Origin of the sequence: Parapedobacter indicus, from assembly GCF_900113765.1 — a bacterium.
In the GTDB taxonomy this organism is placed as follows: Bacteria; Bacteroidota; Bacteroidia; order Sphingobacteriales; family Sphingobacteriaceae; genus Parapedobacter; species Parapedobacter indicus.
The window spans coordinates 21,532-35,868 of record NZ_FOQO01000004.1 but is presented as its reverse complement, the minus strand read 5'-3'; the positions used below and the strand labels follow the sequence as shown (position 1 = coordinate 35,868).

At 47.5% G+C, this 14,337-nt stretch carries 11 protein-coding genes; 8 read left to right on the top strand and 3 right to left on the bottom strand.

What is annotated here, in order from left to right:
- Positions 1 to 107 precede the first annotated feature (107 nt).
- Positions 108 to 3,119, bottom strand: coding sequence for a protein translocase subunit SecDF (gene secDF / locus BMZ56_RS09215; RefSeq protein WP_090626305.1), 3,012 nt, complete (start codon positions 3,117 to 3,119; stop codon positions 108 to 110).
- A 287-nt stretch (positions 3,120 to 3,406) separates the two neighbouring features.
- Between secDF and BMZ56_RS09210 the strand changes: the two genes are divergently transcribed.
- Together BMZ56_RS09210 and BMZ56_RS09205 are read left to right on the top strand one after the other, a co-directional pair.
- A complete protein-coding gene (locus tag BMZ56_RS09210; protein ID WP_090626304.1) occupies positions 3,407 to 3,913 on the top strand; it encodes a hypothetical protein in 507 nt (168 codons plus the stop codon).
- Between the two features lie 16 nt (positions 3,914 to 3,929).
- On the top strand, positions 3,930 to 4,538 hold the full coding sequence (locus BMZ56_RS09205; RefSeq protein WP_090626303.1) for a porin family protein: 609 nt from the start codon (positions 3,930 to 3,932) through the stop codon (positions 4,536 to 4,538).
- Positions 4,539 to 4,541: 3 nt separating this feature from the next.
- On the opposite strand, the gene BMZ56_RS09200 is transcribed toward BMZ56_RS09205, so the two are convergent.
- Complete coding sequence (locus BMZ56_RS09200; RefSeq protein WP_090626302.1) at positions 4,542 to 4,778, bottom strand: hypothetical protein; 237 nt, start codon at positions 4,776 to 4,778, stop codon at positions 4,542 to 4,544.
- A 224-nt stretch (positions 4,779 to 5,002) separates the two neighbouring features.
- Between BMZ56_RS09200 and BMZ56_RS09195 the strand changes: the two genes are divergently transcribed.
- Both BMZ56_RS09195 and BMZ56_RS09190 read left to right on the top strand, forming a co-directional pair.
- Positions 5,003 to 5,563, top strand: a complete 561-nt coding sequence (locus BMZ56_RS09195; RefSeq protein ID WP_090626301.1) for a Crp/Fnr family transcriptional regulator — start codon at positions 5,003 to 5,005, stop codon at positions 5,561 to 5,563.
- 77 nt (positions 5,564 to 5,640) lie between these two features.
- Positions 5,641 to 6,018: a bleomycin resistance protein gene (locus tag BMZ56_RS09190; RefSeq protein ID WP_090626300.1), complete on the top strand. Its 378-nt coding sequence runs from the start codon at positions 5,641 to 5,643 to the stop codon at positions 6,016 to 6,018.
- Here the strand turns inward: BMZ56_RS09190 and BMZ56_RS09185 are convergent.
- Positions 6,015 to 6,521, bottom strand: coding sequence for an ankyrin repeat domain-containing protein (locus BMZ56_RS09185; protein ID WP_090626299.1), 507 nt, complete (start codon positions 6,519 to 6,521; stop codon positions 6,015 to 6,017). The genes BMZ56_RS09190 and BMZ56_RS09185 overlap by 4 nt on opposite strands.
- A 220-nt stretch (positions 6,522 to 6,741) precedes the next feature.
- On the opposite strand from BMZ56_RS09185, the gene BMZ56_RS09180 reads away from it, so the two are divergent.
- From BMZ56_RS09180 to BMZ56_RS09165, 4 genes are all read left to right on the top strand, one after another.
- Complete coding sequence (locus BMZ56_RS09180; protein ID WP_394341157.1) at positions 6,742 to 8,958, top strand: catalase; 2,217 nt, start codon at positions 6,742 to 6,744, stop codon at positions 8,956 to 8,958.
- Between the two features lie 63 nt (positions 8,959 to 9,021).
- Positions 9,022 to 9,594, top strand: coding sequence for an RNA polymerase sigma factor (locus BMZ56_RS09175; RefSeq protein WP_090626298.1), 573 nt, complete (start codon positions 9,022 to 9,024; stop codon positions 9,592 to 9,594).
- Positions 9,595 to 9,676: 82 nt separating this feature from the next.
- Positions 9,677 to 10,813, top strand: coding sequence for a FecR family protein (locus BMZ56_RS09170; RefSeq protein ID WP_090626297.1), 1,137 nt, complete (start codon positions 9,677 to 9,679; stop codon positions 10,811 to 10,813).
- 267 nt (positions 10,814 to 11,080) lie between these two features.
- The gene (locus BMZ56_RS09165) at positions 11,081 to 14,332 is read left to right on the top strand and encodes a SusC/RagA family TonB-linked outer membrane protein (RefSeq protein WP_177195104.1); all 3,252 of its coding nucleotides are present in this window, start codon (positions 11,081 to 11,083) and stop codon (positions 14,330 to 14,332) included.
- Positions 14,333 to 14,337 lie beyond the last annotated feature (5 nt).

Genomic DNA, 14,337 nt, shown 5'->3' with positions numbered 1-14,337 from the left:
TGCCACAAAAATAGAATTATATTCGGGAATGGCACTTGTTATTCAAAAAAAAGAGGCTGCTGTGTTGTTCAGCAACCTCTTTATCTTTTATGAGATACTCAATTAGATTAGGCTTTTGCGGGTTTCAGCGGCGCCTTACTTCTCGGGTCTGCCGCAGGTGACTCGTCTAGTTTTTTAGTATCCAAATCGGCGATCAACGGAGCAGCCAGAAATATGGACGAATAGGTTGCTACAATGATACCGACTAAGATGGCAAACGAAAAACCTCTGATCACTTCACCGCCAAAGACAAACAGAACCCCTAAGACAAAAATAACAGTCAACGACGTGATCACGGTCCGGCTTAATGTTTTATTGATGGCGAGGTTAATTGTTTCACCTTCATCTTCCTTTTTATATTTGGATAGTCCCAGGTATTCACGTAGACGGTCGAATACCACCACGGTGTCATTAATGGAATACCCAACTACCGTTAGTATGGCGGCGACAAAATGTTGATCAACGTCTAAAGCAAACGGCACGATGCCATCCAAGATCGAAAACAATGCGAGGATGATTACGATATCATGAACCGTGGTAATCGCAGCAGCTACACTAAACTGCCACTTGCGGAAACGAAGTAAGATATAGAGCGCAATGACAACGATTGATGCAATGCCAGCATAAATGGCTCTTGTTTTCATATCGTTTGCAATGGTAGGACCTACCTTTTGCGAACTGGCAATTTCGTAGTCATTTCCCTGAATCTTGGCGAGTCCGCTATTCAATTTTTCCAAGACTGCCTGATCAGCTTCGTCGCTTGTCTCTTCGATTTGATAAGCGGTCGTAACGCGCACCTGACTATCGCCACCAAACGTTTTTACTTCGGTGTTCATTTCAAACGCCTCGTTCAGATTCGACCGGACTTCTTCCAGATTGACCGGTTGTTCAAAACGAACGGTATAAGTTCTTCCGCCCTGGAAGTCTACTCCTAAGCTAAACCCTTTGGTAAAGATGGAAATAATTCCGATAAGGACAACTGCCGCAGATATAACGTAAAACTTCCTCCGGTTTCGAACGAATCCGTAGTTGGCATTTTGAAATGTGTGGTTACTCCAAGGACGGGATACGGTAATCGACCAACCCTTGGTAAGCATCCATTCGAAGATAATCCGCGAAATAAATATCGAAGTAAATAGTGAAGTGATAATACCAATCATTAACGTAGTCGCAAATCCGAGAATCGGGCCGCTTCCGAAGAAGAAAAGGATGGCACCCGTCAAAAAGGTTGTTATCTGCGAATCCAGGATGGACGACATGGCATGTTGATACCCATCGGAAATCGCCTGCCGGATCGATTTTCCGAGCCTCAATTCCTCACGGATCCGCTCATAAATTAGCACGTTTGCATCTACCGCCGTGCCGATTGTAAGCACAATACCCGCAATTCCAGGGAGAGTTAAGACCGCGTTAAGTGACGCCAACACACCCATGATGAAAAAGACGTTGAAAACAACAGCAATGTTTGCAACCAATCCGGCCCGATTGTAATAGACAATCATAAAAATTAAGACAACCAACAGGCCAATAACTGACGAATTGATACCAGCATCTATGGCAGCTTGTCCTAAAGATGGCCCGACAACCGCTTCTTCCACGATTTTAGCAGTAGTTGGTAGGCGTCCCGCCTTCAGCACATTGGCGAGGTCTTTCGTGTCTTCAATGGTGAAGTTTCCGGTAATCTGGGAAACGCCATTGGGTATTTCGCCCTGTACGGTGGGAGCGGAGTACACGACACCGTCGAGGACGATGGCGATGGCTTGCTTATTGTTGGCGTCGGCAGACGCTGTAGCAGTAATCCTTCGCCATTCGCGGGCACCTTCGCTGTTCATGTACATGGTTACCATGGGGCTATTAGACTGCGGATCAAAATCATCTTTTGCATCCGTGATCACATTGCCTCCTAAGATAGGACCTGCATCTACGCCACTCGGCTTAACGGCATACAGTTCCAATTGCTCCGGCGTTTGCGGGTTGGGTTTTACGCCCCAGAGCAACTTAACGTTTGCCGGAATAATCTGTTTTACCGCCGAGCTTGCTAAGTAGCGATTTACTTTGGCTGTATCCCGCAATTGCGCATATCCGACGATGGGTCCCGGCGCCAACATGGGTTGGTTGTTTGGTCCCATGGCCGTGGCCGGACGCAAGACGTTAAACAATGGGTTTTGGAGCGCCAGTTGGTTGGCTGAGGAATCCGAAGCATCCAGCGAGTCTTGGCTTGCCCCCAATGTCGCCAACAGACCTGCATCTGTACTATCTGCCTGGGTTGTATCGGCAGTAGTTCCGGTCGCTTTTTCTGTTTCTTTCAATGTGGCCGCCAATGCACCGTTTACGTTTTCCAGCATTGGATAAATTTCCACATTGTGATAAGTCTCCCAGAACTCCAACCTTGCAGAGCCCTGCAGAAGTTTCCGCACACGATCTTCGTCCGTAACGCCAGGCAGTTCAATAAGGATGCGGTTGGTTCCCTGCTGTAATTGAATATTGGGTGAAGTAACGCCAAATTTATCAATACGGGTGCGCAACACTTTGAATGAATTGTCGATGGCGTTGGTAGACTCCCGTTGGAGGAAACTCTCCACCTGACTATCCGTGCTGTTTGCTGTCACATAAGCACTGTTATCTTTTGTGGCAAAAAAGCTTGCTAACGTTGCGTTTGGACTAAGTTTTTTAAATTCCTCGACAAAGAGACTTACGTATCCGCTTTGGCTGGTTCTACTCCGAACATTCGCATTTTCCAGCGCTTTATTGAAGTTCTCGTCTTTTGGGTTGTTAGCTAGGTTACGCACCAATTCCTGCAACGACACTTCCATCGTCACGTTCATGCCGCCCTTCAAATCCAATCCCAAAGCGATTTCATTTCCTTTCGCCTCACGGTAGGTGTATTTGGCAATACCTAAATTGTACACCACTTCCCCGGCCATGGAATCCAAATATGCCTTCTCTTTCGCAAAATCACCTTTGGCATACGCCGCGGCATCCCGTTCCACCTTGCGGGTGACGAATGTGAACGATAGGGAATAGAGGCACGCGATCGTGACTACTACCACCAAAAATTTAATCAGCCCTTTACCTTGCATGTTCTTACGTTAGCTTAGTATTAATCTATCTATTTCCTTACAAAATTTAGTTAAGACGGCAAAGGTATAAAATTTTTGTATAATGAAAGTGTATTTTACAGTTTATTAACAAGGCTGTTTTGTGGTCGGAATGGGGTTGAGCAACGCTGGCCGCCGTCGTAAGAAGGATGAGTTTGGCAAACTATTTGCTTACTATCAGCGGTGTGCTTGCGTACTTGAATTGCCATTCATAAAGGGCATCAATAATCCATGCAAGCTTCATTATAGTTAAAAAAACAATTATACAGATGAAAAACTTATTTTTACTCTTTTTGGTCGCTTCGATTCTGACGGTAGGCATGCAGGACGCAACTGCGCAAAGTCGCTACAGAACCGCATTAGGTTTGGGAATTGATCTTGGGGACGGTCCGACGTTGGTGGGACCGCAGGTTAAGCATTTTTTTGATGCTACGAATGCGGGCAATGCACAGGTATTATTTGGTAATGACATTACCATACTAGGCGTAGACTATTCGTACAACCAAGCCATCAGCGGTGCAAATGGCTTGAGCTGGTATGTAGGTATTGGCCCACAATTGGCCTTTATAGACAATGGCCGTTGGTGGTTTGGCGACGACGACTGGGATGGTAACGAAACTTTTTTTGCACTTCGTCCGGCGGTAGGATTGGAGTTCAAAATTCCCTCTGCGCCCCTAGCTTTTCATTTTGATTGGAAACCGTGGTGGAACCTGACCAATAACAGCGATTTTGAACCGGCACGCTTCTCGTTAGGATTTAAGTTTACCTTAAACTAACCGACTCGGATTTCTGATGAATAGAAATGCATTTTTATTGGTGGCGGTCGCAATACTTGCGGCCGCACCATTGTATGCGCAAAAACGGGTCTCACCTGGCATACGCGCCGGAGTCAATGTAACGACCTTAAGCAATATCCATGCTGATTTCAAGGCAGATTTTTATGCAGGAGGTATCCTTAGCCTCAATCTGGCCCAACGATATACACTACAGCCTGAGTTGACCTATACGCGACAGGGAGCAAATAATGTTGTCTTTGTAGATGAGGATACCGGGGAACCGAATAAGGAGGAAAATGTAACGATTCAATACCTCTCGTTGGGTGTGATCAATAAATTCTATTTCGTAGAAGGATTTCATGGATTAGTTGGACCGTCACTTGATGTGAAAATCGGAAAGAATTTTCCCCGTATTGATTTCGAGGATGACGATTATGGAGGAGTAGACTTGGGGATTGCGCTTGGGCTTGGTTATACGTTGCCATTCGGCCTGACGGTGGAAGGTCGCTTCAAAACCGGATTATTGGATGCATTTAATAACGACTATTTTTTGGGTATATTTGATGATCCGGATGATGTTTCACTCAACCGCGTATTCCAAGTTGGCCTGAGCTACTCCTTTTAAGTCTTACACGTTTCGCCTCCGCACAGCCAGCAACGCCACCAACCTATCGATCATGGGTTGCTTCCAATGCTTCGGCATCGTACTCTCCAGCACCTCAAAATCCTCGTCGACCACGAGTTGCTTTCCTTCAGAGGTAATGTAACATGCCAGCCCATATTTCCCGCTTTCCCTATACCGGTAATCAACGGCATGCGCTTCGCCGTCAATCTCTACCGGAATATCGTTAAATTCATATTCCATACCAAGTTAACCGCCCGAATAGTAAAAGGTTTTGCCGTTGCCCAATTACAGCGTTATTGCAGGATAAAGGTATGTATTGTTATGGATATGTTATGGCCTATTGATTATCGAAAACAAAATCCTTCGCAAGTTGTCTTACGGTGAAATGAGATGTGGCAGTATCCAGTCTGTCCGTCCAAAACGTTTAGTATCTTTAATGCCAGTTAAAATCGGTAAACTTAGGTATGAATCACCAACAAACATTAAACAGGGCGCTGAAAGGTATTGGAGACTTTTCTCAGCAACAGTCGGCCCTAATCGGTGAACATTGTGCGTTCCTGAAAGTTAACAAACAGGAGACGCTGCTTGCGGCTGGACAGGTTTGCAATGCCTTCTTATTCCTGTTAACCGGTGCATGCTATCAATTCCGGAAAACCGATGCGGATCCAAACATTATCGATCTGCACCTAGCTGGAGATTGTGTAGTTAACCAACTCAGTTTCATATCGCAACAGCCGTCGAACGAAACCATAGCAGCCTATGAGAACAGCGAACTCTTGGTGTTGACCATTCAATCCCTGCACCGACTGATCGCTTTGTCGCCCGCGTTTCTGCAATTGGCGAAACTACTGCAAGTATCCACGCTGCGGGCAGAATTTTACGATAACGCGATGACACCCGCTGAAAAATATCACCGTGTCCTAGACGACAAACCGCAGTTGATCCAGATATTCCCCTTGAAGTACATCGCTTCGTATCTGAAGATTACACCCGAGACCCTGAGCCGGGTACGGGCCGCCATTTAATTGATTTCTTGATTTCAATCAAGTAGGATTCTGGGTGGAAAATGCCACCTTTGTGGCAGTTACTAATTGAAATCAATATGCTTAATGACATCGTCCCCAAATTACCTATGCGGAACAAAGCGGTCACGCTGGACTACTACATCAACAAACTGGATTTCCGACTGTTCGGTAGCCCCAACTACGACGACTACCTGATGGTGCAAAAGGACGACATCCAGATCCATTTTTTTAAGTTCGAGGCGCTTGACCCGAAAGAGAATTACGGACAGGTCTATATCCGAACAAATGACATCGAAGAATGGTACCGGTTCCTGCTAGCCAATCAGGTGGACATCCATTCCGCCGGGCCGTTGGAAATTAAACCTTGGGGACAGCGGGAATTCTCCCTACTCGATCCCGATAGCAACTTGCTGACATTCGGGCAGCCCGCAGAATCGGATAAGGATCAATTTTAATATACGTCTTTATGCTCTGGCTGTATTGAAAAGGCGTGGATAAGCCGTTCTGCTTCCACATTACCCTGCTGGTTGGCGTGATCCGCTGCCGTTAAACCGCGTATATCACGTAACGTATGATCCGCACCGTTTTCCAGAAGCAGTTTTGCTACCGCATTCCTACCAAACATAACAGCAAACATGAGTGCGGAACCGCCGTTTCCATGTTGTGCGTTCAGGTCGGCTCCGTGATGGATGAGTAATTCTGTCAAGTCTGCATAGCCTTTAAACGATACTCCCATCAACGCCGTGTTGCCGCCATTATCGCTGGCGTTGACATCCGAACCTGTTGCTAAGAGTAACCTTGCGATCTCGTAATGGCCGTGATAGCAAGCAATAATTAAGGGCGTGTGACCGAGCTCATTTCGGACATTGACGTCTGCACCTTGCTCTATCAATTCACGGATTATTGCTGCATCTCCTAGCCGCGCTGCGGGTATAACGTAATCGTTGACGTTTTCCATTGTTCTATATTTTCTGCGTTTATTAACACGTGTACTGACCGTTGTTATGCTTAACCAACAAATAGCCATAAAAGTTTTTGCATTCTCATTGAACAACGCTCAAAAAGGGAAAACAAATGACAAGTCGCATTTGTTAGAATAATGCGCTAAAAAAGGGTAGTCAAGTATCCATGACAAGGCTAACGTGTAAGCCTATTTACAGACAAACTAACGAAACAATATGGCCAGGAAAACAAAACCGGTTGCGGGTAATAACAAGCGGATGCCGCCCGAGATAAAGAAAGGGCAACCTACCAATGCAAAGACCGAAGAGATGCAGCCCAACCGTGAAGTATCGGATGGCGAATTTATGTCTGCTAATCAGGGTGTACGAATAAACAACGACCAAGATTCACTAAAAGCGGGCGAACGGGGAGCGTCTCTACTGGAAGACTTCCTTCTGCGTGAGAAAATTACGCATTTTGATCACGAACGTATTCCCGAGCGCGTAGTTCATGCCCGCGGATCGGGAGCACATGGCATTTTCAAGGTGTATAAATCGCTGGCACATCTAACCAAAGCAGATTTTCTCCAGGACGCCGAATTAGAGACGCCGGTCTTTGTTCGCTTTTCTACGGTAGCCGGTTCGCGGGGATCCACTGACCTTGCCAGGGACGTCCGCGGCTTCGCCGTGAAATTCTATACGCGCCAAGGAAACTTTGACCTTGTGGGTAATAACATGCCCATTTTTTTCATACAGGACGCCTTAAAATTTCCAGATTTGGTACATGCGGTAAAACCCGAGCCAGACAACGAGATACCGCAGGCAGCGTCTGCGCACGATACTTTTTGGGATTTTATATCGTTGATGCCTGAGTCGGCACATATGATCATGTGGCTGATGAGCGACCGCGCGATACCGCGCAGCTATCGGATGATGGAAGGGTTCGGAGTACATACGTTCCGATTCATAAATGAACGGGGCGAATCGAATTTTGTGAAATTCCATTGGAAGCCGCTTCTGGGAGTGCACTCCGTAGCGTGGGATGAAGCGCAGAACATTTCGGGAAAGGACCCTGATTTTCACAGACGCGATCTTTGGGATGCGATCGAAAGCGGTGCATTCCCCGAGTGGGAATTGGGGATACAGGTGGTCCCTGAAGCAGATGAACATCGGTTTGCGTTCGACCTGCTTGATCCCACTAAAATCATCCCCGAAGAACTGGTGCCTGTACAGCGTGTTGGCAAACTGACATTGAACCGCAATCCGGACAACTTTTTTGCGGAAACAGAGCAGGCGGCCTTCCACGTGGGACATGTTGTACCCGGTATAGATTTTACCAACGATCCGCTGTTGCAAGGTCGGCTGTTTTCCTACACCGATACGCAACTGATCCGCCTGGGCGGCCCCAATTTCCAGGAAATCCCTATTAACAGACCTCTTGCGCAAGTGCATAATAATCAGCGTGACGGGTACATGCGGCAAATGATTAACCAGGGAAAGTCCAGCTACAATCCCAATAGTTTGGGGGGTGGTTATCCAGCGCAGGCACCTGCCGCCGAAGGTGGTTTTACTTCGTATCCCGAACGTATAGACGGGCGTAAAATCCGGGCCAGAAGTAAGAGTTTCTTCGATCATTTCAGCCAAGCGCGGCTGTTTTACCACAGCCAGTCCGAGCCGGAGCGGAATCATATGATTGATGCATTCAGCTTCGAATTGGGCAAAGTAAAAACGATCGAGGTGCGCAAGCGCATGATCGCTATCCTCTCGCAAATCGACCAGTCATTGGCGGCTGCGGTGGCTTATGCCCTGAGTTTGTCTATACCTAAAGACACAGGCCAACCGCTAAACCACAGTATTCCGGCAGACGCTGATCCCAACGAATACCAGCCGATACAGGCCACATCTTCATTAGCAAAATCCGAAGCTTTGAGTATGGCCAATACCCGCAAAGATACCATTGCAACACGAAAAATTGCGGTGTTGGCCGCAGATGGTGTGGATGATGTATCGTTGCATGCGGTAAGAGCCGATCTGGAGGGCGCCGGAGCCATCGTGGAAATCATTGCGCCGAGGCAAGGCTTTTTGCTTTCTGAAAGTGGTGCCGAAATCGCCGTACACCATAGCCTATTGACAGCAGCCTCTGTATTATACGACGCAGTATACGTGCCCGGTGGAATAAACAGTGCTGCGACAATCGAAGGCGAGCCCAACGCCATCCATTTTTTGAATGAGGCATTCAAGCATTGCAAGGCAATCGCTGTAGATGCCAAGGCCCTGCAAGTACTGGAAGCTACTTATTTTGCTCCCAAGCTTCCCGAGGGCGGCAGCTCCGAAGTAGTGAAGGAAGGGGTTATTGTTAATGCGGATACAGCGATGCTGGCAACGCAATTTAAGGCAGCAATCGCACAGCACCGCTTCTGGGAACGTGAAAAACCACGCCAGGTGCCAGCATAATGCGAACAACCTCCCTTTGCTTTCTTCGCACAATCCGCTACCTTTGCCAAGTAACTACATCAATTGGCAAACTATGCAGACTATACAGATGAAGAATTGGTGCCCTTACTTAAAGAAGGGCGCCAAGAGGCTTTTAACTGCATTTACGAACGTCATTGGCATGCCTTATATCAAACAGCTTACAGGCGTTTAGCCGACCGCGAGCAATGCAGTGACATTGTACAGGATGTATTTATCGACTTGTGGGAACAACGGGGCAATAAAACGATCCAGCAGCTGGAACCGTATCTGCATACCGCTGTGCGTTATAAAATATATACGTTGCTTGCCAAAGGCAAAGCATTACCTGCATTTGTGGAACCTTTTGAACAAATGCTGGTATCGCCGTTCACCGCCGATGGCCCGTTCGGCGAACAGGAAACGCGGCGGATATTAGCGACTTGGCTGGAAACGCTGCCGCGTAAGCGGCGTCGGATTTTTGAATTGCACTATTTCGAAGGGCGCAGTACCCAGCAAATCGCTGAAGAACTCCAGGTGTCACAAAAGACCGTCCAAAACCAGCTTAACACAGCGAGTACCAGCCTTCGGGCATTGCTGTTAAAGACCATGATCATGGGATTGGTATTCCTGAATTAAAAAAGTTTAAATTTTTTTGGGAGTTTTCCGGGATTTGTAGACAATATCCGTAAAGGCCATTTTTAAACGGATATTACAACCTATGGGAAATACATTGCGTAAGCTAGCGAAAAAAATCCTGCATGGTTCCGCTACTGATGCAGAACAACGCTTCATGGACACCTATTACGATGCGTTTGATCACGTAAAAGACCATGAAGAGGTGTTAACCCCTGCGGAGCAAACAGCACTTCGTAACCACATTGACCAAGGGATACAAACACACATACAACAGAAAGACGCTATTCGTTTCCGGAAGTGGCTCCCTTATGCAGCCGCAGCTGCTATTTTGGTAGTGCTGGGCGGTACATGGCTTTTCTTTTCGGGCGATAGTCGACCGCTACCTACTGCTCCGAAACTTGCTGGTGAAGAAATCCTTCCCGGCGGTAATCGCGCCACACTCACCCTCGCTAATGGAAGGATGATTGATTTGAGCGAAACAAAAACAGGTATTGTGATAGCGGAAGAAAATATTACCTACAACGACGGTGATACCCTGTTGTTGGAACCGTCCGAAACCCTCGTACTTACTGTACCGAAGGGTGGCACCTACCAAATCACCTTATCCGATGGGACGAAAGTCTGGTTAAACGCGGCCTCTACATTAACGTATCCCAGCCGGTTTACTAAAGCAGCACGGGTGGTTGAAATTTCCGGCGAGGCGTATTTTGCTGTGGCGAAAGATAAAAGCAGTCCCTTCAAGGTGAATAGCAATGGCCAAACCGTTGAAGTACTCGGCACGGAGTTCAATATTACGGCTTATCCAGCCGAAAACCAAACCAAAACCACCTTGGTGAAAGGGGAGGTAAAAATCTCAAATCTCAAATCTCAAACTTCAAAATTGTTAAAACCCGGAGAGCAGGCGGTCGTTTCCGGCCCAACGATGAATATCGCAACTGTAAATGTTGAGTCTTTCACTGCGTGGAAAGATGGCTTTTTTTACTTTGACAATGTGCCGCCCCGAGCGGCTATTGAACAGGTGGCCCGATGGTACGACCTTGAGGTGGTGTACGAGGGTACCATGCCTGCGACGTTAGTTTTCGGGATGATTGACCGTACCAAGTTGTTAAGTGCGGTTTTAAAATCACTTGCTAAAAGCGGGCTTGATTTTGAGATCAGACAGGATGGCTTGAAGAAACAATTGCTGGTTAGGGAGGAAACAAAGCAACCAACTAAGTAACGAATTAAACTAATGTGATACCAATTTTTAAATCTAAAAAGGAGTGATTGCGATGTAGACAAAACGAAATTCCGGAATATCCGCAAAAAAAACGGATGATGCTGATCCCATCACCCGTTTGATTTGTCTGGATTGATAAACGGCAAGCACAGAGACGGCCAAGCCGAAAACCAATTAATTACATTATCCAAACAGAACAAATATATGATTTTTACACCATGTGTAAGAGACCGCTGTTGGTCTTTTAAGTACCGATTATTACTGATTATGAAATTAGCGATTTTCTTAACGATTGCCTTTGCGCTTCATGCCGTCGCCGAAAGTAAGGCACAGAAGATTACGCTTCATGTAAAAAACGCCCCGCTCCGTGAGGTGATGCAGGAACTTCAGAAACAACAAGGGTATTCATTTTTATTCCATGGCAAACACATCGCAGATATCCGCGTAGATGCGGAGCTGAAACAGGTGGAATTCGCGGATGCTATGAATATGATTCTGAATGAACAAGGATTGAATTGGTCTTTGGATGAGGGGATCATTACCATCGTACCAATGCCTTCACGTTCCGGTGACCAAACGACGGAGCATCTTCAGCAACGAACCCTCGACGGCCGGGTAACGGATATTGATGGGAATCCGCTAGAGGGAGTAACCGTAACCCTTAAGGGCACCTCTTCCGCTGTTACCACAGACGCCAACGGTGATTACCGCATTCCCATTTCCCAAAGTGGGGGAACATTGATTTTTACGATTGTAGGATTTGAAGCTGCCGAACGGGCGATTGGCAACCGTTTAAAACTGGATGTCGCTATGACAACGTCGATAAGCGATTTAGAGGAAGTCGTGGTAGTGGGCTACGGAACGCAAAAACGCGGAGACCTGACCGGATCGATCGCTTCGGCCGATCTGGAGGCATTGAGCGGTACGCCTAATCTCAATATCTTCCAAAGTGTACAGGGAACGGTTCCGGGACTCAACATTGGGATGGTAGACGAGGCAGGAGAAACCCCTTCCATTTCGATCCGGGGTAGGACGAGCCTATCCGGCAACCAAAATCCACTGATTATCTTAGATGGAATTATCTTCTACGGGAATCTGGCCAGCATCAATCCGAATGACATCAAAACCTTAGATATTTTGAAAGATGCCAGCAGCAAAGCTATTTATGGAGCTCAGGCTGCCAACGGCGTAATCCTGATTACCACGAAGAGTGGCCGGGGAGAGCAGAAGCCACAGATCACTTATACCGGTTCGTATGCAATTGGGGGGCCATCGAATCGGTTGCACACACGTAACCGGGAATCATACCTCCAGATGATACAAGATATCTTTTGGAAAGACGCGTACACGGAAGAATCCGGCTACTTGCAGTTGGATGAAAACTTCAATATACTGGAAACCAATCCGTTTTCCAGAGTGCTTGCGGTCAAAGGATACGAAACAGGGGCAGATATCGACTGGTGGGACCTAGGAACGACCAACGCTTCGATTCAGCAGCATAACGTGGGAATACAAGGCGCATCGGCGCGAACAAACTACTACCTGTCATTGGCCTATGACAAGCAGCAGAACTACATTATCAACGATAAACTAAATCGAAAGGCGGCACGGATCAACATCGAAACGCAATTGGCCGATTGGTTGAATGTAGGTGTACAGACATTTGGTACGTTTGCAGACCTGTCGGGCGCGTCGCCGAATCTTAGCCAATTAACCCAAGCAGGTCCACTGCGGATGCCTTACGATGAAACGGGTAAACTGATTACCGAATTCGGGGGGCTCAACAATCCACTAATCGCGGTCAATACCGATGATCTAGACCAACGGAATGAGCTATTCGGTAACTTATATGCCAAAATAAAAGTGCCCTTTCTTCCCGGATTTACGTGGGATATCAACTATGGAAACACACTCCAATGGCTACGGCAGTTCAATTCCAATCCCTATGCGAGTGTGGAAACCGGCGAAGCGCAGAAATATAATTACGAGCTCTACAGCTATACGTTTGATAACATCCTGAACTACACGAAGGAGTTGGGTGAAGGCCATCACATTGACGCGACACTTGTGCTTGGAAAGAGCCATCGGGAAGCTGAGTCGACAACCGCACGCGCCACCAGTTTGGCCAACCAAACGTTGGGTTACAATGACCTGTCGCAGGGTATCAACCAATTTACCACTTCCGGATCTTGGGAAGAAACTTCCCTGTATCAGATGTTCCGGGTCAACTATGCTGCATTTTCCAAGTATTACTTCACCGCAACGCTCCGCCGCGACGGGTTTTCGGGATTTGCCGAAAATGAAAAAACTGCCTATTTCCCGTCGGTAGGAATTGGTTGGACGATTTCGGAGGAAGCCTTCTTGCGCCCCGTCACTTGGCTGAACCACCTGAAACTTCGGTTCAGTTACGGTGTAAATGGGAACCTGGTGCAGCGGTACAGTTCGCTGGCAAGCGTGGGCTCGTCACCCTCTTATGTATTCGGAGACGGCGGATCGACCGCGTATGGCCACGCACCCTCGAGCCTGCCCAATACGGATCTTAGGTGGGAGAAAACCTATGGGTCGAATCTCGGACTTGATTTTGATATTTTCGACGACCGCATTGTAGGTAACCTGGAGTACTATCAGACGACCACCCGCGACCTGATCTGGAGCCGTGATCTTCCCATCCTTACGGGTTTCAATTCCATCATCAGCAACATCGGCCAGATCGGGAACCGTGGCTTTGAGGCCAGCATCACGGCTACTGCCGTACGGGGCACCGATTTTCAGTGGAAAATCACCGGCAACTTTTCGTTGAACCGGAACCGGATAGAGAAGCTGCTTGGCGACATTGATGGTGATGGAGAAGAAGATGACCTGATGACCAGCAACCTATTCATCGGCGAGCCCATCGGTGCAGTTTTTGGGTATGATATTGATGGTATCTACCAATTTGGCGACGAGGTACCCACCGGTTATTACGTAGGAAGCTACCGCATCGTAGACCGCACGGGAGACGGGGTGCTGTCTGCGGCAGACCGGGTTATTCTGGGGATGACCGATCCGTTATACCGGTTTGGTATCCATAACCATTTCCAATACAAAGGGTTTTCGTTAAAGGTTTTTCTTAATTCCATCCAAGGTGGAAAAACGGGGTATTTGGGTGAAAATGAGCCGTTCGCAGCTAGAAGTGCCGATGCCATCTCGGATATGGGCATCTGGGAAGAGGTAGATTTCTGGACACCCCGTAATCCGGGTGGGCAATTCCGGAGCCCGGCAAGCACCAGTTCCATCAACCCCATGCTATATGGGCGGCGTAGTTTCCTCCGCTTGCAGGATGTAATCCTGTCTTACCGTTTTGACACGGAGCTGCTCTCGAAACTCAAACTATCGGGCCTGAGCGTTACCTTGGCCGGCAAGAACCTCTTTACCTTAACGGATTGGAACGGTTGGGATCCGGAAACGGGTAGTGGCTTGGGTTATGGAAGCCGTCCGGTTATGCGCCATTATTCCATCGGTTTAGCATTAACATTTTAACTTAT

Coding starts and splice junctions, on each gene's coding strand:
- BMZ56_RS09170 (WP_090626297.1), top strand. CDS start 9,677: ATGGGAAATACATTGCGTAAGCTAGCGAAAAAAATCCTGCATGGTTCC.
- secDF (WP_090626305.1), bottom strand. CDS start 3,119: ATGCAAGGTAAAGGGCTGATTAAATTTTTGGTGGTAGTAGTCACGATC.
- BMZ56_RS09185 (WP_090626299.1), bottom strand. CDS start 6,521: ATGGAAAACGTCAACGATTACGTTATACCCGCAGCGCGGCTAGGAGAT.
- BMZ56_RS09200 (WP_090626302.1), bottom strand. CDS start 4,778: ATGGAATATGAATTTAACGATATTCCGGTAGAGATTGACGGCGAAGCG.
- BMZ56_RS09205 (WP_090626303.1), top strand. CDS start 3,930: ATGAATAGAAATGCATTTTTATTGGTGGCGGTCGCAATACTTGCGGCC.
- BMZ56_RS09195 (WP_090626301.1), top strand. CDS start 5,003: ATGAATCACCAACAAACATTAAACAGGGCGCTGAAAGGTATTGGAGAC.
- BMZ56_RS09190 (WP_090626300.1), top strand. CDS start 5,641: ATGCTTAATGACATCGTCCCCAAATTACCTATGCGGAACAAAGCGGTC.
- BMZ56_RS09165 (WP_177195104.1), top strand. CDS start 11,081: ATGAAATTAGCGATTTTCTTAACGATTGCCTTTGCGCTTCATGCCGTC.
- BMZ56_RS09180 (WP_394341157.1), top strand. CDS start 6,742: ATGGCCAGGAAAACAAAACCGGTTGCGGGTAATAACAAGCGGATGCCG.
- BMZ56_RS09210 (WP_090626304.1), top strand. CDS start 3,407: ATGAAAAACTTATTTTTACTCTTTTTGGTCGCTTCGATTCTGACGGTA.